Origin of the sequence: Paenibacillus sp. FSL H7-0735, from assembly GCF_038008505.1 — a bacterium.
Lineage (GTDB): Bacteria > Bacillota > Bacilli > Paenibacillales > Paenibacillaceae > Paenibacillus_AQ > Paenibacillus_AQ odorifer.
The window spans coordinates 2,002,788-2,029,783 of record NZ_JBBOZH010000001.1 but is presented as its reverse complement, the minus strand read 5'-3'; the positions used below and the strand labels follow the sequence as shown (position 1 = coordinate 2,029,783).

At 44.7% G+C, this 26,996-nt stretch carries 15 protein-coding genes; 6 read left to right on the top strand and 9 right to left on the bottom strand.

What is annotated here, in order from left to right; genetic code table 11:
- Positions 1–68 precede the first annotated feature (68 nt).
- The gene (locus NSS82_RS09070) at positions 69–1,571 is read left to right on the top strand and encodes an amidase (protein ID WP_076272379.1); all 1,503 of its coding nucleotides are present in this window, start codon (positions 69–71) and stop codon (positions 1,569–1,571) included.
- Positions 1,572–1,608: 37 nt separating this feature from the next.
- On the opposite strand, the gene NSS82_RS09065 is transcribed toward NSS82_RS09070, so the two are convergent.
- Positions 1,609–2,202, bottom strand: coding sequence for a TetR/AcrR family transcriptional regulator (locus tag NSS82_RS09065; protein ID WP_036675633.1), 594 nt, complete (start codon positions 2,200–2,202; stop codon positions 1,609–1,611).
- A 165-nt stretch (positions 2,203–2,367) separates the two neighbouring features.
- On the opposite strand from NSS82_RS09065, the gene NSS82_RS09060 reads away from it, so the two are divergent.
- Positions 2,368–3,255, top strand: coding sequence for an ABC transporter ATP-binding protein (locus NSS82_RS09060; RefSeq protein ID WP_076272367.1), 888 nt, complete (start codon positions 2,368–2,370; stop codon positions 3,253–3,255).
- The gene (locus tag NSS82_RS09055) at positions 3,252–4,064 is read left to right on the top strand and encodes an ABC transporter permease subunit (protein WP_076272368.1); all 813 of its coding nucleotides are present in this window, start codon (positions 3,252–3,254) and stop codon (positions 4,062–4,064) included. Before NSS82_RS09060 ends, NSS82_RS09055 begins: the two co-directional genes overlap by 4 nt.
- Before the next feature lie 334 nt (positions 4,065–4,398).
- Here the strand turns inward: NSS82_RS09055 and NSS82_RS09050 are convergent, their stop codons facing one another.
- From NSS82_RS09050 to NSS82_RS09035, 4 genes are all read right to left on the bottom strand, one after another.
- On the bottom strand, positions 4,399–5,358 hold the full coding sequence (locus NSS82_RS09050) for a glycoside hydrolase family 43 protein (RefSeq protein WP_178944187.1): 960 nt from the start codon (positions 5,356–5,358) through the stop codon (positions 4,399–4,401).
- Positions 5,359–5,462: 104 nt separating this feature from the next.
- Entirely contained in the window at positions 5,463–6,359 is an 897-nt protein-coding gene (locus NSS82_RS09045; protein WP_036675639.1) for a carbohydrate ABC transporter permease, read from the bottom strand.
- A gap of 54 nt (positions 6,360–6,413) precedes the next feature.
- A complete protein-coding gene (locus tag NSS82_RS09040) occupies positions 6,414–7,292 on the bottom strand; it encodes a carbohydrate ABC transporter permease (protein ID WP_036675641.1) in 879 nt (292 codons plus the stop codon).
- 79 nt (positions 7,293–7,371) lie between these two features.
- Complete coding sequence (locus tag NSS82_RS09035) at positions 7,372–8,616, bottom strand: extracellular solute-binding protein (protein ID WP_036675642.1); 1,245 nt, start codon at positions 8,614–8,616, stop codon at positions 7,372–7,374.
- 276 nt (positions 8,617–8,892) lie between these two features.
- Between NSS82_RS09035 and NSS82_RS09030 the strand changes: the two genes are divergently transcribed.
- From NSS82_RS09030 to NSS82_RS09020, 3 genes are all read left to right on the top strand, one after another.
- Positions 8,893–9,798 carry an ArsR/SmtB family transcription factor gene (locus tag NSS82_RS09030; RefSeq protein ID WP_036675644.1) on the top strand — a complete coding sequence of 302 codons (906 nt, stop codon included), beginning with the start codon at positions 8,893–8,895 and terminating at the stop codon, positions 9,796–9,798.
- Positions 9,799–10,280: 482 nt separating this feature from the next.
- Entirely contained in the window at positions 10,281–15,080 is a 4,800-nt protein-coding gene (locus tag NSS82_RS09025) for a LamG-like jellyroll fold domain-containing protein (protein ID WP_076272370.1), read from the top strand.
- 194 nt (positions 15,081–15,274) lie between these two features.
- Entirely contained in the window at positions 15,275–16,189 is a 915-nt protein-coding gene (locus tag NSS82_RS09020; protein WP_076100540.1) for an ArsR/SmtB family transcription factor, read from the top strand.
- A gap of 49 nt (positions 16,190–16,238) precedes the next feature.
- Here the strand turns inward: NSS82_RS09020 and NSS82_RS09015 are convergent, their stop codons facing one another.
- The 4 genes from NSS82_RS09015 to NSS82_RS09000 form a co-directional block, all read right to left on the bottom strand.
- Entirely contained in the window at positions 16,239–16,520 is a 282-nt protein-coding gene (locus NSS82_RS09015) for a DUF6171 family protein (protein WP_076100542.1), read from the bottom strand.
- Positions 16,521–16,532: 12 nt separating this feature from the next.
- Positions 16,533–18,029 (bottom strand): alpha-N-arabinofuranosidase, encoded by a 1,497-nt coding sequence (locus NSS82_RS09010; RefSeq protein ID WP_076100543.1) that lies wholly within the window; start codon positions 18,027–18,029, stop codon positions 16,533–16,535.
- 108 nt (positions 18,030–18,137) lie between these two features.
- On the bottom strand, positions 18,138–18,845 hold the full coding sequence (locus NSS82_RS09005; RefSeq protein ID WP_076100545.1) for a DUF421 domain-containing protein: 708 nt from the start codon (positions 18,843–18,845) through the stop codon (positions 18,138–18,140).
- 162 nt (positions 18,846–19,007) lie between these two features.
- Entirely contained in the window at positions 19,008–26,975 is a 7,968-nt protein-coding gene (locus tag NSS82_RS09000) for a polysaccharide lyase family 8 super-sandwich domain-containing protein (RefSeq protein WP_076272371.1), read from the bottom strand.
- Positions 26,976–26,996: the final 21 nt, after the last annotated feature.

Genomic DNA, 26,996 nt, shown 5'->3' with positions numbered 1-26,996 from the left:
ATTACCCATTTTCAAAAAATAACTAATGGGATGTATAATATAATAATCATCCTAAATTGAAAGTGGGTATTAATTTGACCTTTTCTTACTCTACCTATGACGCTCTAGGACTTGCTTCACTTGTCAAAGCACGTGAAATTTCACCTCGTGAGCTGGTCGAAGCCGCCTTTGCTCGGTTAGATGAGGTCAATCCGGTCATAAATGCGGTGGTGCGCACCCGCCGGGAAGCTGCTCTTAGAGAAGCCGACGAGATGCCTGTTCAGGATAACACTCGGCCGTTTGCTGGCGTTCCGTTTCTATTAAAGGATATTTCCCAATCTATCGCTGGCGAGCCCATCACTTGTGGGGCTATGCTGATGAAGAACAATGTCGCGCGGTGGGATTCAAATTATGTTGCACGGATTAGGAAAGCCGGCTTCATTCCACTTGGCCATACGAACACACCAGAGTTCGGCTTAAAAAACATTACAGAGAATGTCCTCCATGGACCTGCTCGTAATCCTTGGAATCTCGAATATTCTCCTGGAGGTTCGAGTGGCGGAGCCGCGGCAGCTGTTGCTTCTGGTATCGTTCCAGTAGCAGGAGCCAGTGATGGTGGTGGGTCCATCCGTATTCCCGCCTCATTCACAGGCTTATTCGGACTTAAACCCACGCGCGGGCGCACACCAGTAGGACCCGGAGTCGGCCGTCAATGGCAAGGGGCTTCTATTGATTTTGCCTTAACCCGGTCCGTTCGCGATAGCGCTGCTATGTTAGATCTGCTGCAGATTGTGCAGCCAGAAGCCGCCTTCCAGACTCCGTTATATCCGGGCGTATATCTGGATGATCTGTTTAAGCCTACGCAACGTAAACTACGAATTGGATTTACGACTGCTTCCCCAGTAGGTACGCCTGTCTCTGAAGAGGCCGTAAATGCTGTTCACAAAACCGTGAAATGGCTCGAAGCTGAAGGACATGCGGTTGAAGAAACAGAAAGTCCTGTGAATGGCACAAGACTGATGGAGAACTACTATACGATGAATGCCGGAGAGGTAGCAGCCATGTTCGTCTCCCTGGAGAGAAATATGGGACGTTCCATAACTGCTGACGATGTCGATATCATTACGTGGGTTCTTGGTGAGACCGGAAAAAATGTTTCAGCGGCCGAATTCGTACATAGTCTGGATGAATGGGACGTTGCAGCCGCCCAAATGGCGGAACTGTTTAATCATTACGACTTATATATAACACCTACGAATGCAAACTCCGCTCCCAAAATTGGTGAATTAACGCATAAACCTGCAGAGATAGCAAAGCTGCTGCACGTAAACGAATTGCCAAAAGAAGAACAGAGCCGCTTAATTTACGAGATGTTTGAGCCAAGCCTAACCTATACACCGTTCACCCAGCTCGCAAATCTGACAGGCCAGCCAGCAATGAGTGTGCCCGTCCATAAGTCAGCAACTGGCCTGCCGCTAGGCGTTCAAGTCATGGCGAACAAAGGCCGTGAAGATTTGCTGCTTCAGCTTGCTGCCCAGCTTGAACAATCCGCTCTTTGGGTCGGCATGAATGGGAATCCGCTGTTGACCTGATCAATTAAGGGTGATGTTCACGCAGCTCAAGCTCCCCTTACTCTTTCCCGCAAATGCCATAGAAGAAAATATGGATGGCTTCCTCGATGAAGGCATCCATATCTTCCTGTTTGCTAGCTTCGTCTAGAAGTTCACCCGCATTACGCATATACATCCCCATTAGTGAAAGTATCCCTTTGGTGGATACTTTATTTGAGATTTCTCCCCGTGCTTTCCCATCCTCAACCATCTTCACCAGCACCGGCAAAATGTCATTCGCATATCGTTCCTCAATATAACGGAACATTTCTTGATCCTCAACCATAAGCTCCTTCACAGTCGCGGGAGATAAACCGCTGTAAGTTTGCCTTTCCATGGTTAGAATGTAACCAATAATCTCCTTTAGAGAATGCTCTTGATAAATGTAATCTTCAAACTCCTGAATTTCCTTCTGAACAAAGTCCTTAAAAGACTCACTAAGCAGCGCTTCCTTACTGCCAAAATAATTATAAATCGTCACCTGAGAGACTCCTGCTTCTTTCGCAATATCTGCGATCCGTAGACGTTTGGGTTCCCAGCTCTTGAGCATCTCCATAGTAGTTTTCATAATTTTGAATTTAATCTGTGCTGCTCTCTTCTCAAATCCATTCATAGCTTCCACCCTAACTTCGTTATTAAGTATGCGTATTTAAATTTAATGAAATATTCCATTTCAATTATTTCATAATTATATTGACTTCATTAACCACTAGGAATAATATAACATATGAAATATTCAATTCATATTAGTTCATTATTTTGCGGCGGGGGTGGCGGCATGCTGGTTGTAGAAGGCTTAACTAAACGATTTTCGAATGGCAAAGGAATCGAAGATGTAACATTTACCGTAAACAAAGGCGAGGTTTTTGGATTTCTAGGTCCTAACGGCGCGGGTAAATCGACAACTATACGGCATATCATGGGTTTTATGAAACCAGATCAAGGGCATGCGAGTATCCATGGGCTTGATGTATGGAAGGCACAAGGGACAGTCCAGAAGCATATTGGCTACTTACCCGGTGAAATTAACTTTTTTGATGGGATGACGGGCCTTTCTTTCCTTAAATTCATGTCAGCCATGCAGGGAATCAAAAATACTACCAAACGCGAGCAGCTGATTGAACGCTTGCAATTTGATGCCACAACTCCGATCCGAAAAATGTCAAAGGGAATGAAGCAAAAGGTCGGAGTCGTCGCTGCTTTTATGCACAGTCCTGAAGTTATTATTCTGGATGAACCTACCTCGGGTCTCGACACGCTCATGCAAAAGGTATTTATTGATCTGGTACTGGAGGAAAAATCAGCCGGAACTACCTTTCTCATGTCCTCACACAGCTTTCAGGAAATTGAACGCACCTGTGACCGCGCCGCAATTATTAAAGACGGACGGATTATCACCGTAAAAAATATTCATGAACTACAATCGATGCAACGGAAGCTGTTTGAGGTCATTTTTGCGAATAGTGAAGATGCAGTGGATTTTGCCGCCTCCGGCCTACAAGTGGAAGCTCATGAGGGAAATATGGTCCGCATAGCTGTGCAAGGCAATTATGATCGATTCATCCGGGAAACTGGAAAATACAATATCCGCAGCATCGACGTATTCACGCAGAATCTAGAGGACATCTTCATGGACTATTATGACCGCGAGGGGGCAGTGCAATGAATCTTCCGCTCTATAAGGAAATGATGCGAGTGAACCTGAAAGGAATATTGAATTATGCCTTTGGTTCTGCCTTCTATATTCTGTTTATGATCTGGCTTTATCCAGGGATTGCGGGGAGTACACAAGCAATTGATGACCTTATTAAAGCGATGCCAGAGGGTGTGGGTAAAGCCTTTGGATTAAATAGCGGATTTACCAGTGCTGAAGCTTTTATCTCCGGAGAATATTATGGACTTATACTAGTTCTGATTCTTTCCATAGTTTGTGTGCAAATGTCAACGCAGCTTATGGCTCGACTCGTGGATCGCGGTTCCATGGCTTATCTGCTCATAGCCCCAACTACACGGAGAAAAGTCGCTACCACGCAGGCACTTGTTCTCACTACAGCATTACTCTTAATTATGGGTGTAACCACCCTCGCCGGATTATTAGGTAAAGCATGGTTCCTTGGCAGTGAATATGACTTTAACAGCGGTCGCTTCGCTCAGCTGAATACCGTGGCGTTTTTATTGTTTTTTGCGGTAGGCGGCCTTACCTTTCTCGTGTCCTCTGTATGTAATGACGAGAAAAAAGCACTCGGAATTTCCGGCGCCATCGCCTTCGGATTTTTCACTCTGGATCTACTCGGTAAAATAAGCGACAAACTTGAAGGACTGCGTTTCCTAACCTTATTCTCCTTCTATCAACCCGGGGAAATCGTTCAGGGCAACGTGGAAATTATTCAGGTCTCCAGTTTGCTGCTGTTGATCGGAGTGTTCACCTTTTCCTTGGGAGTAGAGCTGTTCAGAAGACGGGATCTTCCATTATAAGAGTACCTCATTTGATCAACTTGCTTTTACGCATTCCCAAAGCAACTATCGGACACCGTTGACCTTAAATGCAACTTTATCACAAATTTGCGTACCTAACGGACCCTAAAGTCGTTATTGGCTTGAAGAACAGCAAAAATGAACCTTTTCTAAAGGAATAGCTGCACTGGGGTCCGCAACCTTGCTCAAATGTCCAAAAATTTGCAAATAGCGTCAGCTGAGTCCTTAAGCCTCAGGAGGGTTATAACTATGACTCTTATAAAAAACAACAGAGCAGTGTTTCTCCACCTCTGGGAGAATCATTGCTCTGTTGTTTTATGCGACAAATCCCTTTTTATTTCGTATCCGGTCTAGGTACACCAAAGTTTGGCGTTCCGTCTTCATTCCACTGGATTACTTGCACACGTGCGTGACGATTCGGATCGTAAAGCGGATCACCGACAATTTCCTTATAGCTTCTAGCATGGAAAACCAGGATATCCTGTGTGCCATCCTCAGAGACAGTAAAGCTATTATGTCCTGGACCATATTGGCCGTTTTCCTCAGAAGTCGTAAACACAGGTTCAGGTGTCTTGACCCATGATTTTGGATCCATTAAATCACTATTTTCATCAGCAGTCAACAATCCCATACAGTAGTTGTGATCTGTTGCACTAGCTGAGAATGTCATGAAAATACGTCCATTACGCTTAAGGATTGCCGCGCCTTCGTTCACCAAAAATCCGATTTTTTCCCAATCGTATTCAGGAGTAGTGATGCACACCTGCTCACCTTTTAGTGTCCAAGGGTTCTCCATTTCGGAAATATAAATATTTGAATTGCCAGGGATAGCAGGATCTTTTTGTGCCCAAACGTAATATCTAACTCCTTTATGCTCAAAAGTTGTTGCATCCAAGGCAAAAGATTCCCATTTTGTTTTTATTTGACCCTTTTCCACCCATTCACCTTCTAAAGGATTTACGGATGGGTTTTCTAATGCAAACATGCGATGATCAAATAAACCATCTTTCGTATCAGAGGTATGTGCAGCTGCATAATATACGTACCATTTTCCATCAATATAATGAATCTCTGGCGCCCAAATATTAGCACTCATCAAACCCGTTTCATGCTTAACCCAAATGGTCTTTCCTTCAGCCTCAGCCAATCCTTGAATGGATTCAGAACGGCGAAGCTCAATTCTATCGAACTCTGGAACTGAAGCTATGAAATAGTAGTAACCATCAGTATGTTTATAGATCCAAGGATCTGCTCGTTGCTCAACTAGTGGATTTTTTACATTAAATTCTCTCACAATGACAACTCCTATATTTATCTCTTTTTTTATATTTGCAGGTCACCAAAACACACCCTTCCTTATAAGAAGTCAAGGTGTATTTAAGTTTAAGTTCATTCGATCTAACCTTTGATACCCGAATTCAGGTTGATGGATTGAACGAAGTATTTTTGTGCAAAAACGAATAGCAGCAATGTTGGAATAATCGCCATGATTGCCGAGCCCATTAATTGTCCGATCATACGATAGTTTCCGTAGATGTCTTGCAATAAGAGCAAACCAGCGGTAATTGGCATTTTGTCTACGTCTGTGTACACGATAACCGGCCAGAGGAAGTCATTCCAAGATCCAGTAAAGGAGAACAATCCGCAAACAATTAGTATTGGTTTAACTAACGGCAATATAATTTGCGCGAAAATTCTAAAGTCACTTGCACCATCAACTTTAGCCGATTCATCTAATTCTTTTGGGATACCGTTCATAAACTGTCTGACCAAGAAGATATTACCCATACCCGCAAGACCAGGGATAATCATAGCCCAGGAAGTGTTCACCCAACCAAAGGAGTCAATGATTTTATACGAAGGAATCAAGTTAACAACACCCGGGAAGAAGGAGATCCCTAGCAAAGTAAAGAACAATGTGTCTCTTCCTTTAAACTTAATACGGGTGTAACCAAAACCTGTAATCGAAATAACAATAACAACCAGAATGGTGTGAGATGTAGCAATAAACAATGAGTTACCTAACCAACGTAGAATTGGAGCTGTAGAAGTATTGTTTAGGATCGTAACGTAGTTCTCAAAGACCCACTCTTTAGGAAATAGTCTAAAGCCCGAGGATACTACTTCCGTTTGTGATCTAAATGAGGTGGAAATCCCGAATATAACAGGAATGATCCAAATCACACATAGGATACCTAGAAATATATAGGATATATATTTTGAAATACTTACACTGGAGGAGCCTTTTATTTTGCCTGTTGTATTTACAACTGGATTTACTGCCTGGTTTGACATTTTAGTACACCTACCTTTTCCATTTCCTTGTTAGTCAATTAGTTTCTGCGAACCCTATGAAGCATTTCGGTTCATTACATAATATTGCAGTGCTGAGATCACCAAAATAACTAATCCCAGTAAAACTGCCATAGCTGATGCCATCCCGGCGATGGATTCACCGTTACCGAAAGCTAATTGACGAATATACATCATTAGAACGTGTGTACTTTGTCGAGGTCCACCATCGGTCATCATTAACGGTTGGCCGAATACATTAAAGGCACCCGCAGTTGTCATAACAAAGGTATAAATTAATGGAAAACGAATAGATGGCAAGGTAATACTGGTGAATCTTTTAATTGAACCCGCACCATCGAGCTCCGCTGATTCATATAACTCTTGAGCCACGCCACTTAAGGAAGCACGATAGATAATCATGTTGCCCCCAATACCACCCCATAAAGTAATTACAATGATAATAATCCACGCATAGGGTTGATTTGCAGGCCAAGCAATTTGTGATCCAAACAGATTACCAGTGATCCCTAGTTGCTTATTAAAGATCAACAGCCAAATCAGTGCTGCCGCAGAAATTGAAATCAAGCCAGGAATATAAAGAATAGATTGAATTAAGCTCTTCATTTTAACTTTTTTATGCTCCAACGCCACCGCAACCATTAATGGAATAATAATCAGCAGCGGAACAGACAAAGCAACGAAAATCAATGTGTTTTTTAGGCCTCTGAAAAATTGAGTATGAAAGGTTGATCCGCCGTCAAAAAGAATAGCTTTATAGTTATCAAAGCCTACCCATACCGGATCACTCATTAAATTCCATTTTGTAAATGAAGCATAAATCCCATAAATCGTTGGCAATAAAATGAAGACAGCAAACAAAATGACATGCGGACCTACAAAGAAAGCAGGTGCCCAATTGATTTTCTTTTTCATAGGAATTCATTTCTCCTTTTGCACAAAGTAATGCACCATAACATGGCACATTACTTCGTACAATCTATTCTATTTTGCTTTATTTTGCTGCACTGCTGCTTTCCGCAATTTTATCTTCAACAAATTTTTGCATCGTTGCCAAAGTCTCATCAATATCAACGTTGCCACGAACGATATCCGCACAGTAAGTATCTACAGCTTCCGCAATGTATGGGTAGTATTCATATGTGTAAATGTAAAGGGATTCGATTTCTTTTTCATCAGATGTAAAGAAGGATTGCATATAGTCTTTGTACTCAGGGCTTTGGTTAACTACGTTACTAGCTACGTTTTGTCCAGCTTTTGCCCATTCCATCGAATTCGTACGAACATATTCCAAGAAGTTAGCAATACCTACTTCTTTTTCGTCTGTTCTCTTATCATTTTTCAACATAGCGAACAAGTGAGAAGAAGATCTGTTGGTGAATTTGTCAGGAGTAGGAGAATAAACATTGGTCACGCCAAAGTTCAAACCTTCAACCCCAGCATGTGCTGTAGAACTCCAAGTTCCGTCTGTCGAGAAAAGTACATTTTGAGATTGGAACATCAAGTAACCGTCTTCACCAAATGGAGTCATAAGGCCAGCATCGGCGATTTTCTTAACATTTTCAAACGCTTGTTTAAAGACAGGGGTGTTAACAGCCGGTTTTCCATCAACTTGGATATCGCCGCCCAAATCTTGAATTTGAGCCAAGATAACCCAGCCCAGCAAAGCATCATTAACTACGTAATCGCCTTCATCCAATTTACCTTGTAAGGAAAGCATTTCATCAATAGTAACAACGTTATCATCCAAGAAAGATTCAGCATTATACTTTTTCAGCAAATCTTTATTGTAATACATTACGTTACTATGAATATCAAGAGGAACTGTGTATTGAGTTCCATCGATATTACCAGTGTTCCAAGCTTGTGGTAAGTAATTTTCAGCTTTCAGTTCAGGTTGTGCTGGCAATACGGTATCTTGCATGGATTCCAGTACACCTTGTTTAACAAATCCAGGAACACGGTCAGCATGGATAATTGCTAAATCAGGAACACCTTTGCTAGATGCCAAAACTGTAGAAATCTTTGTGTACATATCAGCCGTAATAACATGTTTTACTTTAATTTCGGGATTCGTTGCATTGTAGTTTTTAACAATTTGATCCATATAAGCACCGTCATCACCGGTCAGCGGTGTCCAGAACGTAATCGTCTTACTATCATCTTTACCACCGCATCCTGCCAAAACTGTCGATAATGTTAGAACCGTTGCTAATAAAACTCCAAATTTCTTTTTCATTACTCTCTCCCCCTGCAGCTGTAATGTTAAGATAACCATTCATGTTCACTTTCTTTGAAAACGATTAACTTGAGATTAGTATACATTCATTGTGAAAGCGTAGTCAATAACATTTAAATAAACTTAATAGAATTTTTTTTCGTTTAATTAACCTTTTGATTCATCTCTCGGAGATGAAAGCGATATTATATTTACTTCGGTTACCTTTCATGTTACTTTATATATAGATTAATAAACTTTACAGTATATGAAATAACTTTGAAAGAAGTGGGTAAAATGCAGTTGGAAATCGACAAATCCTCTCTTGTTGTTTACGAAGCTTTAGCGAGTGAAGTACGCATCAAAATTATTCAGTTGCTCTCCAAAAATAAGATGAACATCAAAGATTTGGCAGAAGAACTTAAAATAAGCAGTCCTATCGTTACCAAACACATTAAAAAACTAGAAGATGCAGGGCTCATAAAAACGGAAAAGGTGCCTGGTAAATCAGGAATGCAAAAAATTTCAATTCTTAGGGTGGATCATATTGAGATTAACTTCCCGAAGAAAATCTTTCACTCTTTTGCCTCCTACGAGACATCAGTGCCGATTGGTCATTATACCGATTATGATCTGAAACCTACTTGCGGACTTGCTACGGATAAGGAGTTTATCGGCAGAGTAGACGAACCTAAGTATTTCATGGATTCTAAAAGAGTGGACGCAGAGATTCTCTGGTTCACTCAAGGTTATGTGCAATATAATATCGCTAATTTCCTAAAAAAAGAGGAAACCCTACAGCAATTTGAGATTAGCTTAGAGCTTTCTTCCGAATTCCCCTTTGCTAATGACGTATGGCCTTCAGACATCACCTTTTCTTTGAATGGCTTGGAATTAGGGACTTGGACGAGCCCCGGGGATTTCGCTGATGCTAGAGGTAAATTCACACCGGAATGGTGGCCACACAATATCAATCAATACGGATTGCTAAAAACGATTAGAATTACAAACCACAATGGAACTTACATTGACGGTGACCCGCTGTCTCAGGTTTCGATTGAGGATTTAGATACGACTTGTGACCGTTGGACCTTTCGGATCGAAGTGAAGGAAGATGCAAAGCATGTAGGAGGAGCAACGATTTTCGGGAAAAAATTCGGAAACCATGATCAAGATATCATTTTCAAATTGTACTATCTGTAAATTTTTCTTTTATGTTCTAAGCAAAACTGGTTCTTTTTGCGGGGGTGAACAACTAATTAGCTATTCTTCCTTAGCTCCCCCCCACCCGTTATGCCCTCCCCCCTCTCTTTATCCATGCTGATATATCCCGCCTAGTCATCCATTCACCAAATTTCACTCTTATCCACTTCAGCATTAATCACCAGTAGTTAAATCATTTTCCTCTATTTTGAATTTATAATTTATAAAAATATAAAAAGATTCACGGATTTATAAATTTCTATTTGACTATTTGCTGATATCATGCTTAAAATGAGAGCATTATAAAACGTTTTCCTTGTTATGGTTTAGTAATACATAAATTAAAACCATTTTCATATACGAAAGCGTTTTTTTAGTAGCTATTTATGTAAGCGTTTTACATTTTTTTCAGTAAAGAAGGGAGGAATTGGAAAAATACGCGTGTACAAGCTCTACATCACTAGAATCGGAGGATCATACATTTGAGAAAAACTACTGGTAAACTAACCGCTTCTCTGCTTGCACTCACTCTATTAGTGCCTGCTCCATTAATTTCTGCAGCTTCTGCAAGCGATTCCAAATCAGTCGCATTATCCACTCAGCAACAAATCGCCGATTATTCCGGCCACTGGGCACAGAAGGATTTTCAATCTTGGGTAGATAAGGGCTTGATTCTGGGTTACGGAAACGGAATATATAAGCCAAATCAAGAAATCAACCGTGCAGAGTGGGTTACTCTGGTTAATCGGGTCTTTAATTTGCAGGAAAAAGCCGAAATTGGCTTCACGGATGTTTCCACGACAGGTGCTTACTACAGCGATATCCAAAAAGCAACCGCTGCAGGATATGTGACAGGATACAGCGATGGCACCTTCCGACCCGCACAGCAAGTAAGTCGTCAAGAAGCTGCAGTAATGTTATACAGACTGTTCCAACTCAACTCATCTGTTGGCACTTCTGCACCAAAAGATGCTGCTGATTTGCCAGAATGGAGCCAAGAAGCAGTATTGTCTTTACTTGGTGAAGGTTATCTGCAAGGCTACACTGACGGCAGCTTTAAAGGAACTCAGGCTGTAACAAGAGCGGAAGCACTGCGCATGATTGAGAAGCTTGGCGGAGAAATCACGCCTAAGAGCGGAAGCTATTCGGGGATTAACACTCGGAATATGGTTATCAGCAGCCCAGGCGTAGAGTTGAAAAACTCCACAATTTCAGGGAATCTCTACCTTACCGAAGGTATTGCTGAGGGCGATGTCACACTGAATAATGTCACTGTTAAGGGAAAAGTATTCGTTGCCGGTGGCGGTGAGAACAGTGTCGTACTAAGCGACTCCAATGCTGCTGAAATGGTAGTAGATAAGCATAACGGCAAGCTGCGCGTCGTTACTAGAGGCACAAGTGCTGTACCAAACGTACGCGTACATTCCGGTGCAATACTAGAGGAAGATGCATTAACGGGGGCAGGTTTCAGCCGGGTTATTGTTGAGAATACGCTGCCTAAGGATTCCATCCTCAAGCTGAAAGGAAGCTTTGATTCCGTTGAGCTTCAAGCGTTGGGAGAGCCTACACTCCATCTGACAGCAGGCAGTATTGCTGAAGTTACACTGAAGCAAAAAGCCAAGCTGCGTGTAGAGGCAGGTACGGAAATCAAGAATCTAATCCTTGGTTTCAACGATATCCTAACCATCCAAGGCACGGGTAAGGTTATCTTTGATAGCAAGTACAGTCAGCTAATCCATTTTGAAACACCAACTCCAACGGCTACGGCAACCACTGGTACTGGTGGATCTAACGGCGGTTCTGTTGCTACATCAGCTCCGGAAGTTACAGCTACTCCGGCTCCAACTGCTACACCAGATCCAACGGCTACACCAAATCCAACAGCTACACCAAATCCGACGGCTACGCCTAGTCCGACGGCTACACCTAGTCCGGGAGCAACTGCACCAGCACTCACCAATGTCTCGGTGCATGATCCATCGGTGGTTGTGGATAATGGAACTTATTATGTATTTGGCTCCCATATCGATGCGGCCAAATCAGATGATCTGATGAACTGGACACAGTTCACTAATGGTTATACAACACCGGGCAACGTGATTTTTGGTGATCTGTCCAAGAATCTGGCAGAATCCTTTAAATGGGCTGGCGAGAACGATTCGGACAGTAAAGGCGGATTCTCCATCTGGGCACCGGACGTATTCTGGAATAACGATTATAAGAACGCTGATGGAACAACTGGCGCTTATATGATGTATTACAGCGCTTCTTCTACTTATATCCGTTCGGCGATTGGCTACGCCACTTCGCAAAATATCGAAGGGCCTTATACTTATGGAAATACCGTAATTTATTCCGGTTTCACCAAGGAAGAGGCTTATGACAGTGACAGTAAAGTAAATAAGAAATGGGACAATACAAATATCAAGGACCTTATCGGCAATGGAACGCTGGAAGGTGTCAATCCAGATTGGTTTAATGCAGGTGGTTTGTATCAAAACAAAACCTATACAAATGCAATTGACCCAACTATTTTCTACGACAAAGACAACAAGCTTTGGATGACTTATGGTTCATGGTCAGGTGGTATATTCATTCTGGAGATTGATCCAGCTACCGGAGAACCTAAATATCCAGGCAAAGATGGAAAGACCGCTGATGGACGTCTTATCGACCGCTATTTCGGAACCCATATTTCTGGCGGAATGACCAAATCGGGTGAAGGTCCGTATATCGTTTACGACAAGGATACTGGTTACTACTTCTTGTATGTAACTTACGGTGGACTTGACTCCAAAGGCGGTTACAGCATGCGGCAGTTCCGTTCAACAAATCCGGACGGCCCTTATACGGATGCAGCAGGACAGAATGCTGTTCTAACTACCGATGGTGACAACACACCATATGGTAATAAGCTATTAGGAAACTTCATGTTTACAAATCAAAATGCAGACCCGAATTTCCAAACGTATGGTTATGTGTCCTCAGGACATAACTCGATACAATATGATGATGAAACGGGTAAAATATTTAACTTCTTCCACACTCGTTTCCCACTCCGTGGTGAAACACATGAACTTCGTGTGCATCAAATGTTCACTAACGAAGATGGCTGGCCAGTAACTGCCGTACATCGTTACACGGGTGAAACTATTGGGGCTGTAGCACGGGATAATGTTGTCGGCTCTTATCAGTTCGTAAACCACGGCAAAGATGTTTCAGGCATCATCAAACCCACAGTAGATATCGAGCTGAAAAGTGACGGAACGATCGCTGGATCGTTAACCGGAACTTGGGAATTGAAGGATGAGTACTTCGCTCATTTGCTTATTAACGAAACGGAAAATGGAAACACCGTACAACATCTCTACAAAGGTGTATTTGTGAAGCAATGGGATTCCTCACGCCAACAGCATGTTATGACGTTCACCGCAATGTCAGATCAAGGAATCACTATCTGGGGCAGCCAGATGGAATCGATGAGCGTTGAGCAGATTTTGAACAATATTGCTGCAGGCTTGAGTATTGGTGACACAAGAAAAATATACGATGACATCACCCTCCCTACGGAAGGCTTGCGCGGAGCAGAAATTTCATGGTCCTCTTCCAATGAGGCTGTAATTGGTAACAATGGTAATGTTACTCGTCCTGAACTTGGACTTGGAAACGCTACAGTTGAACTGACTGCTACAATTAAGCTAGGCGAAGTCGCAGTAACTAAAACCTTCACCGCCGTTGTTATGGAAAAAAAGAGCACGCAACTGGAAGACGGCTTAGTAGCTGCCTTTGACTTTGATGGCGACCTTGCAGAAAATGGTGATCGTACAGCTGACGGCATAGTCACCGGAAATCTGATCAACAACACTGAGGATGGAGACATCACTTTTGAGGCTGGTAAAGACGGTCAGGCAGCCAAGTTTGATGGCAAATCCGGTGTTCGTCTACCTGACGGATTAATTCAAAGTAGCGCATACTCGGTAGGGATGTGGCTGAATCCATCCGAATTAAAAGCTTTTACTCCTGTATTCTTCGGTGCTAAAACCGAAACGAACTGGTTCAGTCTCCTGCCTTATGGAAACGGTGGAGCAACCACTAGACTCTGGTTCGGTAGCGAGACTTGGCTGGATGCTGATACAGGCTTACAAATTCCAGTTAACCAGTGGACGCATGTAGCCTTCACTTACAATGCTGGAACAGTCAATATGTATGTAAATGGTGTATTGAAATCCTCCGGAAAAGGATTCACAGATATTTTTGATACAGAAGACGGCGTATTTGCTCTTGGTGTGAACTATTGGGATGCACCCTACAAAGGTTTGGTTGATAAATTCCGCGTGTATGATAGAGCATTGTCTGCGGAAGCTGTAGGCTGGCTTGTAAACGGTGAGCCTGATACGAACATCAAAGTAAGTAATATTTCATTCAGTGAAGCTGTTAAATCAGTAGCTGTAGGAAATACTTTCACCCCTCAAGTAAGTGTGCTTCCGACCAATGCCGGAAATAAGGCGCTAACTTGGAGCTCTAGCGATTCCAGCGTAGTGGCTGTTGACGCAGCGAGCGGAATAGTAACAGCACTAACTGTCGGTGGCCAAGCTGTAATTACTGCAACAGCGACTGATGGAAGCGAAGTTTCAGCCAGCTACACAGTAAATGTAACTGAAGGAAAAGTAGCTCATTATGCTTTTGATGGCGACCTGGATGACTCCTTCCAATTGAACGGAAAAGGCGAAGTTACAGGAGCAAAAGTAGATAGCCCAACAGTAGGCAATATCACATACGGTAACGGTGTCCTCGGTCAAGCTGCAATATTCAACGGTACCTCCGGTATCCGTTTGCCTGATGGATTAATTGACAGCAATACCTACACCGTATCTATGTGGCTAAACCCTGAACAACTTACAGATGCAACAACTACTTTCTTCGGCGCTGCCACTAAAAATAGCTGGATTAGCTTCGTTCCTCAGAACGGTGGCGGTAAAACGTTGTTATGGTCCGGAGAAGCTTGGTATGATGCTATTTCTGCCATGAAGATTCCAGTAAATACATGGACACATGTTGCGTTTACGGTCAGCAATGGAACCGTAAAAGTTTACCTCAACGGAGTAGAGCAGTTCTCTGGTGAGGGCTTCCCGAATGTCTTTAAGAATAAGAATGGCGTTTTCGCTCTAGGCGTCAACTATTGGGATGCACCATTTAAGGGTATGATTGATGAACTGAAGATTTACAGCAGAGCGCTCAAATCAGATGAAGTACAGGCAGAGTATAGCTCGAACGTAGATTAAGCAAGACTTGATTTGAAAAGAGAGAGCGGAGCCACAGGCTCCGTTCTTTTTTTAAAGTCCCATATTGTAAAAAAAGTATTTAACTAATATAATCATTAACTATACGTCCGAGATAAACGTCGATTTTTATATTGTTATTAATAAATTTCTTAATCATCGGCGATTAGCCCATAAATTTTAATTGGAGGCCATTTATGAAACTTGACCTGTCGGAAGAATCCCTTCCCGTCTATGAAGCTTTAGCCAGCTCAGTACGCCTACACATGTTGCGTTTGCTTGCCGAAAATCCTATGAATGTTAAGGAATTGGCCGCAGCAGTAAATTTGAGCAGCGCAATTATGACTATGCATGTGCGTAAGCTGGAAGCTGCCGGCCTGATCCAGACGCATATGGCACCTGGTCGAAGTGGTCTGCAAAAGATCTGTACTCTAGCTGCTGAAGGAGCAGAAATCACCTTTCCAGGCAGACAAATCAATGAGCGCAAAAGTTATCGTAAGGAAATTCCGGTTGGACATTATTCCGACTTCCTGATCGAGCCAACCTGTGGTCTTGCAACTACTGAGAAAGTGATCGGCAGTTTTGATGATCCCCGATATTTCTGGGATCTTGAGCGTATGAATGCGGGGATTCTTTGGTTCGGCAAAGGATTTATTGAATATAAAATCCCTAATTTCCTACTCTCCAGCCAGCATCCTGAGGAATTGATTATAACCATGGAAATTGCTTCCGAAGCACCTTCCATTAATAATAATTGGCCTTCGGATATCACATTCACTCTGAACGGAGTGAAGCTTGGATTCTGGACAAGTCCTGGTGACTACGGGGATAGCCGTGGTAAATATACACCGGCCTGGTGGCCAGCACTCACGAACCAATACGGCTTGCTCAAGCAGCTGCGCATTACAGCAAAAGGTACATTTATGGATGGTTTGAAGCTCTCAGAAGTTACCCTTGATCAAGTGAATATCCGTGACAAACAGTGGTCTTTTAAGCTTTCCGTAGATGAAGATGCCGAGCATATTGGCGGGATTACTCTTTTTGGCAAAGGTTTTGGAAATTACAATGAAGATCTAATCGTTGAATTGTTCTATACGGATAACCAAGAATAAAGCCGCATTCACCTCCCATTGGAGAGTCGAATGCGGCTCTTATTTTAGCTTAATTCTTTTCGATAAAGGGGCCCCACAAGCCACCCCCGGGTAATGGACAACTACGTTCCTTAAGCTTGGCTACTACGGGGATGATGCAACCGCAAGCGACGCAAGTTACCCCTTCGTGCAGCTTAGGGCAAGTCCCACAAAGGGCAACCCGTTCAGCGTAAACTTCATCTGGAACACAAAACTCTGGCTTAAACATGGAAGAAGACAAGATACGATTAATCTGCGTTGGCGTAACTTTATAATCCTCTCTGCATCCCTTGCATGTTGATGTTGTTGACATGGTAACACCACCTTAAGCCTTCGGCGTAATCTCCAGCACAGTTACTGACATTGGAGGCAGTTCAACATTAAGAAGATCGCCCTCCAGAGTAAAGGCAGTGAAGGCTTGCGGCACTACTGCCTCCGGTTGGCTGAAGGTATTGTGAGCATCAATTTTGTCACCGGTAAGTGTTGTGCCTGTCACTTCAACCTTCTTCCCGGAAAGACCACGAAGCTCGAGTGGTACAGTAGCAGAAGCTGCATGGTTCAAGTTGCAAAGGCTGACATGAATGATTCCAGAAGCAGTTACGGAAGCCGAAGCAGATACTTCAGGAATCTCACGGCCTTCAAAGCTGTAAGTGCCACTTTCCAGTGCCAAATCCAGCAGCTCCGCATCCTGATGGACTTTAAACATATTGAACACATGATACGTAGGAGTCAGCACCATCTTTTCCCCTTCGGTCAATATAACTGCCTGAAGTACGTTAATCGTCTGCGCAATATTTGCCATACGTACCCGGTCACTATGTTTATGGAAAATATTCAAGGTCACGCCTGCCACAAGAGCATCCCGAATTGAATTTTGTTGATACAGGAATCCTGGATTCGTTCCCGGCTCTACATCATACCAAGTTCCCCACTCATCTACGATAAGGCCTACTCTTTTATCCGGATCATATTTATCCATAATAACGCCATGTCTGGTGATCAGCTCATCCATGCGAAGGGCTTTCTCTAATGTACTAAACCATTCACTCGTTTCAAAGCCTGTAGCTGCACCTTTATTCTCCCATGCTGGACCAGGGATTGTATAATAATGCAGGGTAATCGAGTCCATAAAGCGTGTTGCCTCACGCATCAGAACCTCCATCCAGTGATAATCATCCACGTTAGGACCACAAGCAATCCGGTGAATACGATTGTCCCCGTAATTACGTACATACGTCTGATATTGGCGATAAAGATCTGCATAATATTCTGGACGCATATTCCCGCCGCAGCCCCAGTTCTCATTCCCCACGCCAAAATAAGTCACAGCCCAAGGCTCTTGATGGCCATTCTGCTGGCGAAGCTCGGACATTGGAGATACGCCTCCAAAGGTTAAATACTCCACCCATTCGGACATCTCTTGAACGGTACCACTGCCCACATTACCGTTAATGTAAGGCTCACATTCCAGCATCTCACATAATTCCATGAATTCATGCGTACCAAAATGGTTGTTCTCAACGGTTCCGCCCCAGTGAGTGTTGATCATACGTTTACGACCTTCACGGGCTCCGATACCATCTTTCCAGTGATATTCATCCGCGAAACATCCGCCTGGCCAGCGAAGTACAGGAATTTTAATTTCCTTAAGCGCTTTCACGACATCATTACGAATACCGTTGGTGTTAGGAATAGTTGAATCTTCTCCAACCCAAATCCCTTCATAAATACAACGGCCAAGATGCTCAGAAAAATGTCCGTAAATATTTCTGTTAATCGTTCCTTTGCGAATGTCAGTATTAAGGATCGCACGTTCTGCCATGGTTAAATACCGCCTCTCAACGTTTATATTTTTATTAACTAATTAATAATTATACAAACATTATAAGATGCTGCTTAGGTATCCGTCAATCTCCAATATGAACAAAAGCTATTCTTTATCAATAGGTTTCTTTATCCCGTCTTCATAATAGTCAAAAATGAGCTGCTGCTGCGTTCCTCTTACCCCGTAAAACACATCAGAAATTTGTTTTCCCTTACGTCTTAACTCGTTCTCCAGCCACTCGTGGGTCAGGCTATTATCCTTAAGATTATCTGCAAGCACTATTCCATCCATAATCAATTCAACGGGAAAGCTCTGAGGAACGGACAACAGCTTTAGATCTTTTCGGGTAACATATTGGTACTCTTGTTTCTTTAATACAGACACCATTCCGTTATCTTCCAGCACAGCGTATTCTACTACCTCTAGATTAAAGATTTCCTTTTCTCTCAATGCCTGATCCAAAGAGTCCAACGAATACCTTACCTTTTTCATATTTTGCTCAAGAATTTTCCCATCCTCAATAAGTACAGTGGGTGAACCTGAAATCCAGCTTCTCATTTTACGACTTTTTAAAGCGATGACAGATAGTAAAAAAGATGTAACGGTAACGACTATAAGCGCCAGGATCATGTAGGAAGAATGCAACTGTTTATTAAACGCCAAGTTCGCGGCTATTGAGCCCAATATAATACCCGTCACGAAATCGTGGAAGGTCAAGTTAGATAACGTTTGTTTTCCCAATATTTTGGCGATCAGCAAAAGCATGATCATAGCAACAAAGGCCCGAAGCACAATGTCCATATACACCTGCATCTCTAATGCTCCCTTCCTATTCAATCCTCCATTATTCACAAACCGAGTAGAAATGAAACCTCAACGAAAGCTCTGCCCATCCAAACCTGCCGATTTCTCTAAACGCCAAAAGGGCTCTGGAATGGTTCTACTGAACCTTCCCAAAGCCCTGGCTTCAAATTCTTACTTTTCAGTCTTAATTGCTAAAAGATTGTATAGAACCATTGCACTCTCAGCTCGAGTTGCTGAGCCTCCCGGAGCGAATTGCTGGTCACTTCGACCCTGGATAAGTCCAAGGGCTTGGGCAGCAATGATCGATTCACGGGCCCATGAGGCAGCCGCACGCAAGTCACCGAATTGGATTACAGGCTTTGGTTCCACCTTTTTCCCGCTGACATATTGGTAGGCTCGCATCACCATGACCGCCATCTCTTGGCGGGAAATAGGGGCTTCTGGAGCGAAGAGAGTCTCACTCACCCCATGGACTATCCCCGCCTCTACAGCCTGCGCCACTTCCTCCGCATACCACTCATCCGCAGATACATCCGCAAATGCTGTAGATGATTTCCCTTCAAGTCCCAGCAAGCGGATCAGCATAGCTGTAAATTCTGCACGGGTCACTGACCGGTTCGGCTCGAAATTCCGAAGTCCGACTCCTTGAATCAGATGTTTGGCCGTTAGCTCTTGTACAACCGCCGCCGCCCAATGTCCAGAAGGAACATCGTCATACGATTTGTTGTATTCCAGCACAGCATATGTGCCTAAGTATTCGGTGCGCAAAGCCACCTTGCCCTTCAGCCAGGAACCGCCCGCATACTCTATATTTCCGGAATCCGGAAAATAATAGCCGCCGAGCAAATTCCTTTTGGCCTCAGGGTAGGCGTTAAGCTCTAATGTAACGGGCTCAACAAATTGGTGAAGTATGCTTCTTGTACCGTCACCAGCAACAATATACAGGTTAAAGAGAAGGAACTCTCCTGCCTGGTTTAGCACTGCACCAGATTTCTTCTCTGCGCTAGCTAGTATTCTCTGCGCCGCTTCCCCATTCACCTCAGAAGCCTCCAGAAAGATCTGGCTACCGGCCAATTGCTCCGCAGGAATCAAACCCCGTAATTGTTGAAGCACCGCTGCCGGAAGGGTCACATTAAAGTTAGAAGCCTCTACCCGAAGCGGCTTCTGTTTGAGCATGTCTGCTGCCATCCCCGGCAATACTAGCATTCTCAATTTACCCTCGTAGACAATGGCTGCCGAAAGATCGTTCAACGAAGCTGCGTTTAGTTGCAGCCGCCCCGCCGTTACCTCCGGTACGGAAGGCACTTGTGGTTGCGGACTCAGAACAGTTGAAGTATTGTCTTCCGCTTGTAGAATCTGAAGCGTCAGCTTGCTCTGCCGTCCTCCGTAACTTGCAGTAATCACTGTCATGCCCGGATCAAGTGCTTGCAGCTGCCCCGTTGCCGTTACTGTGGCTACCTTCCTGTTACTGCTCTCGTAGATCACACCCTCTGTTACCGTAAGGTGGCTATCATCACTATATACCGCCGTTGTGACCACCTTACCGCTCTGCCCTATTTCCAAGGATGTCGGACCGCTTAACGAAATAGAGACGAGCTCCGGCAGTTGTTCATACACCTTTAATAAATAGGAAGCGGTCATGTTGTCATATACGGATGAAATAACCGAAACGCCCGGGCCTTTAGCTTCAATATGGCCATCTTTGCCTATACTTGCGACGTTAGGATCGCTGCTCTCATAGACTATACCTTCGGTTACTATATAACGGCTACCATCGCTGTACACTACCGAAGTAACCGCCGTTCCGGTCTCCCCGACACCCAGGCTTTCCGGGCCGCTAATTGCCGTTGAGACTCTTTCTGTAGGCTCCATGACCGTCACCTGAAGCTGTCGGAACGGCTCTACATTGCCAGCCTTATCCACCGAACGATAATCGATCCCGAAGGTTCCGGGGTTCTCGATATATACGCTCTGAGTAACCGTATTCCATGCACCACCATTGAGCCGGTATTCTGTCCGCTTGACTCCCCAGCCGACAGCTCCCCCATTGGATTGGTCGGTGACATCAAAAGTGATATTGACTTTGCCCTTATATGCGCCCCCTTCTCCTGTTTCTCCAAGTATGGTAGCCTTCGTGACTGGAGGTGTTGTATCTTTCGGCAAAATTTCCAGATACGCGGCATATTTGCCATTCTCATTCTTACGGCTTCTTATGTCTGTGGCGAGATTATAGCCTACCTGCCTAAGAGCCAGACTTATCACCGGATCGGAAGGGAACTCCGTGCCAACCCATGAGGTGATATCGAACTGCCGCCACTGCTCCGGTCCGGAAAAAGTCTGCAGCGCAGCTTGAGTACCGATTTTTGGAGCATTATTGTAATTTAGCGTTGCCTCCGTCCAATCATCATCTTGGACTCCAAATACACCGATATCGGACAAAGTGCCTGCCCCGTCATTTGTCTTTCCGAACACATTCAGCTTCACAGAACCGACTTCACCGACAAACGGACTCAGATCGAATTTTAGATAAACCCTTCTGTCTGTGTCCCCGCTGCCATTTCTGATTTGCAAGTAATTGACCGAACTATAATTGACTGCAGCTTTCGATCCTCCATTGACATACGCATCTTCAGAAACATACAGCTTCGTTATTGCCGCTTCGTCTGGTTCCGAATCGGAAGGCTCAGAAGGTTCGGCATTCGGATCAATTCTGAACTTGACAACATGGCTTTTTCCTTTGGACCCGCTTGTATGAATTGCGAGTTCAATCCTCGGCGAGGTCTGCAGTACCGTTACGGTTGGATCTTTCATCAGTTCTTCCAGCGCGGTTCTGCCGACATCCACATTCACCACAGATTGAGACTGTGTCGGATCCGAAATGGCTATCGTCAGTTCATCTCCAGACTCCTTGATAATAATGGAGGCTGGATGATTGGCGCGCACGGATTCGATCATTCCCGGTACCCAGAAGTTCATAGCCATAAGTCCCAGCTTCTGTTCCTTGACGGCTTGCACACTATCCGTGTTGGCTATAATTTCGATGTCAGGACTACTGCTATAGCGCGCTGTCGCCGTTTCATCCTGATTCGGCAGAAGCACATACGAATACGATTGATTCACCGGATTCGTTCCCTGAGCAATCGACAGGCTGGCATAATTTCTCGTAATCGGCTCCGTTGATCCCCCTTGATTAATATCCTTCCATGCGCCAGTCCGAGACTCACGCAGACCGTCAATCGTTGGGGCATCAGGGAAATAATAACCGATTCCCGAGCCGGGAACATTGCCTTCCAGATGTGCCCAATGCACCTGATTCATTGACTCAGACCAACCCAGCGCGGATGGCTTGGCCTCTCCGTTGACCGTAAGTACATTGTCTCCGCTCGCCTTGAGCTTACGGTTATCTACGATGGTCTCCACCTTGCGGTTATCTGTGCTTGTAATGCCTGCCCCAAGCGCTACGATTTCATCATCGAACATGAACCAGGACTTTTTACCGGACAATGTGCTGTTATCCGGATCCAGATCCATGCCGGCCGCTCCATAAAGGCCGTCTATGGATGATCCTCCCACCCATGTTTTAGATGTAGTCTTGGCTGCACCGCGACTTGCCCCATCCGATGTAACCCCAGGTAGACGGTAAGCGTTCACGGTCGGCCAGAATGCATCTGCATATTGATCCAGATCCTGATTATACAGATAGGTCATGCCTTCGCCTGTATACCAGCCCTTCAGATTCTCTGTGCCCGCTTCATAGTTGGCAATTCGGGCCGAAGACATGCTGATCCCAAAGGCATATCCAGGCCGATGGTGGACAATCCGGTCCATAGCCGAAAACTGCTTATGCACAGTAAGGTCTCCTGATGGCTGCACCTCTGGATCGTCCATAAGCGTCTGGAGCAGAACAATATCGGCTACTCTTAGACCGTCGTAATAACTTTCTACTACCGTATCGGCTTCGAACCAATACTTCACCATCGATTTAAATCGGGCCGCTTGCTCCGGTGGCGCGGAAGAAGCCAGCCGCAAAATATGCGACCAAGGCACGAGCTGCCGGTTTCCCCGGGCTATCGATCTACCGAACACCATATCCATCATTAATTTTCTGTAGACAAGAGGTTCATAAGAATCCGTTACCCAGTTGTATACATTCTTCATATTGGTATCAGTCAGCGGCCAAGAGGACCCTGTCAGCAAAGTCATCATTTTCATCATATCGCCAAGCAATACAGCCCCATAACTGCCGGTATAAGCAATATTATTATGCTGGATAAAGGAGCCGTCCTCATAAAATCCGTCTCCGCGGGTCACATAGGGTAATACTTGGCTAACTGCATCCCGCCCTTGTTTGATCTTCGCGCTGTCACGATTATAAATGCCCCTCAAGACCACTGCCAGTGCTTTATCCAGCCGATTCGCGCCGGTTTCCATCAACGAGGGTTGATTGGTCCGTTTGGTTGGGTCCGGGCAGAATTTATCAATGGCTTTGGTATATTTGGTAATCTGATCGCCTGACAAATACTCGAACATTAAGGCCATCGTATCTCCCAATGCAAGCGGAATGCCGATCTCCCATTCGAACCAATTGCCTTTCTCCAGTTTGGTTTCGTTATACCAATTCGCGTATAGGAAATCTAAACCGTCCAGAATATCTGATTTCAACTGCATATTCTCGTACAATGGTGAGCCGGATGTCGAAAAGGCAATAGCCATATCCTTCAACCGGTTATAAGAGGCTGCCGTATCAAAAGCATCCGCTGTGCTGCCCGGCTTATCGCTCCATAAATAAGTACGGTTCATTTGCTTGTTCATCGTATCCCAGAATCCAGTTCGCTCCTGATTACTGATCTTATCGGATAAAGTTTTTATAGACTTGGCAATGTCCGGGTTATTCGGGTCGAAGGATTGCCCTCCGGTCAAATACTCCACCCATCTTCCACGAAGCTCGTCATATTCGTCTTTTGGAGTCTCTCCTTCAGTAATATTAAATTTCAATACATGCGTTGCCCCTATAGAATTCTTCACATCCACCGTTATAACTGTATTTCCCGAAGCTTGCACTACTTCCGTCTTGCTGTCTTTGCTGAGCAATGTCAACCCCGGCACATCCAGTTCTAGGGCCAATAGGTTTTGCGATTGTGTAGGATCAGACACCGAAACGATAAGCTCCTGATCGGTCTGCTGAATCATCACGGAAGCTGGATTGCGTGCCTTGATGAAATCCACCGTTCCGGCATTCCAGAAATTAGCGGCGGTTATGCCCAGCTTTTTCTCTCTGACTGCATGCACATCCTTGCTGTTGCTCAACACTTCGATATCCGGGTTGCCACTATAGTCTTCAGTACCGGCAATGTCACGATTAGGCAACAGAACATAGGAGTATGAGCCATTCGTAGGCGTATCTCCATGCTCAACTGCCAGGCTTAAGTAGTTGCGCGTAATGGGAACATCGGATTGAGTGGCATTAATCTCTTTCCAACTGCCGGTTCTGGCTTCACGTTGCGCCAGTATACTTGGAGCTTCAGGGAAATAGTAGCCCACGTCGGAACCTGGCACATTACCCTCCAGATGGGCCCATTGAACGTTCTTTAACGTCGCTGACCATCCGGACTGTGACGGTTCTACAGCTCCGTTGATTAGAAGTTTGTTGTTTCCCACTTCGTTTAGCATCCGGTTATCGATAATCGTCTCAACAGACTGCGGGCCGGCAGTTGATTTGGAAATTCCCGAACCAAGCGCCACAATCTCATCATCGAACATAAACCAGGATTTCTTGCCTTGCAAATCGCTACCGGTCACTTGGGAGAGTGAGAAATCCATACCTGCTGCACCGTATAGGCCTTCCAGCGACGATCCACCCACCCAGTTTTTCGGATTCATGTAACTTTTCCATTCCACAGGCACCATCCCCTGCCCCGATCCATCCGTTGTCGTGCCAGACAAGCGATAGGAATTGACGGTAGGCCAGAAGTCATTGCGGTATTGGGTCAGATCCTGATTGTATAAATAGGTCATCCCAATCCCCGTATACCATCCTTTCAGGTTCTCGTTATTCCCTTTCTCAAACGCCGAGATACGATTCGAGAACAGACTCAAACCGAAGCCGTAACCTTCGCGTAGATGAACCACCCGGTCCATGCCGGCGAATACCTGATTCTTAATGAGAGCTCCTCTTGGATTGATCTTCCCGTCATTCATCAGCTTTTTCACAATCGTTATATCGGCAAGCGACAACCCTTCATAATAATTGCCGGATGTCATATTCGCTGAGATCCATTCTTTCGCCGCTTGCTTAATGGATACTGCAATATTCTCCGGAGCAGTTTCAGCCATCCGCAGCAAGGTGACAATTAACCCTCTTGCGCTGCCGCTTCCTTTTCTAGATATACCTCTGCCATTTACCGAATCCATAAATTGACCGTTGTAGATCACCGGCTCGTAAGTCTGAGCCACCCATTCGTAAATGTTCAGAACATTCGGGTCCGTTATTGGCCATGGAGAATCGGTCAGCAGATAAGACATATCCGCCGTCCCTTTGAGCCAGACCGAACCATATCCTCCCGTATAGGCAATATTATTATGCTGAACGAGGGAACCATCCTTATACACACCGTCACCATGGGTCGTGTACACATACTCGGAGCCAATAGAATCACGGCCCTGAATGATCTTTGCACTGTTGTTGCCAATCACGCCTCTTACCGTGACCACAAGCGCTTTATCTAGTAGATTTGCTCCCGTCATCTTCGTGCCCTTAACGCCAAGCACCGACCCTACTTTGGGGTCTGGACAGAAGGCATCAATAGCCGCAAGATACTGATTGATTTGCTGCGGTGTTAGATGGTCGTACATGAGCACCATAAGATCATTCACAATCTGCGGCGTGCCAATCTCCCAGTCCCACCAGTTTCCATAAGCGCTTTTGCTCGGATTATAGCGGTTTGTATACATCCAATTGATTGCGCTTACAATATCATTCGCCAAAGCGCTGTTGCCGTAAAGCTCCGATCCCTCCACAGAATAGGCCAATGCCATAGTCTTCAAGCGATTGTAAGCGCTTGTAATAAACTGCGAATCTGTAGTGCTCGCGGTATCACTCCACAAGGAGGTGCGGCCGGAGGATTTATCCATACTCTCCCAAAGTGCAGCAGCCGATGCAGCCTGAGCGCTAATACTAGCAGCTATATCAGGATCACTCCCATCGTATTGACCACCACTTAATCGGTCGTACCATTTCAGCCTCAGTTTATTGTAGGCCTGTATCATGTCGGGAGCTTCGACAGTAACCAGACATTCGGCTGCAAGGCTACCATCCGGTGTGGCGATCTTGATGGTCGAAGAGCCGATCCCCGTACCCATTACATTACCAAGTGCGTCCACAGTCGCAGCTTCTGGATTGCTCGAAGTCCACACTACCGTTTTATCCACCGCCGTTATAGGGGATAAAGTGGGCAGAAGTGCAACCGTGTCCCCTTTGACCATAGAAAAGGCCGTACGGTCTAGCGCAATTCCTGTAAGACCCGCATATTCCTCCAATGCGATATCATCTATCCATAGCTTTCCTTTTCCAGTCTCCAAAAAAGGCTCGATGACTAGCTTCGTCGCGTTAGCCGGCATAGTTAGAAGTACTTGCTGCATACTCCAGTCCTGTGTGCCTGTTATTTTGGGAGAGGAAGGTCCATCTCCCACTTTGGCAGTATTGTAATACTGTGTTCTAAAGTAGGCTCCCTGTCCAGTGACGTTGTCCGTCTTTAGCCAGACTTTAAGTCTGTAGGATTTACCGGGGATAACCGAAGTTACCCCCTGATTGATGGAAATCCTGCTTGTGGCAAAGGCATCGAACAGCATGGACCGGGTTCCTTCATGCGCAGTGCCAGCGTCTATCTTGATATTCGCTGTTTTATTCGTGCCTTTCCCGCTACCTGTAGGGACCCATAAGCTCCAGCCCACCGGAGCAGCGTCTGTAACCCCTGTCCAGGTTGAGTCAAGGGCTGTCGTTGTATTCTCAAAGCTTCCGTTAAGCATAAGATTTGATGCAGCCGCAGATGCCCTGCTATGCGAGGGATAAAGAACTCCCCCACAGGAAGAAAAAAGATCAACAATGAGAACTAATACTAAAAATAGACTTGGTTTACGCATTTGTTCACCCCAATCTTAGAA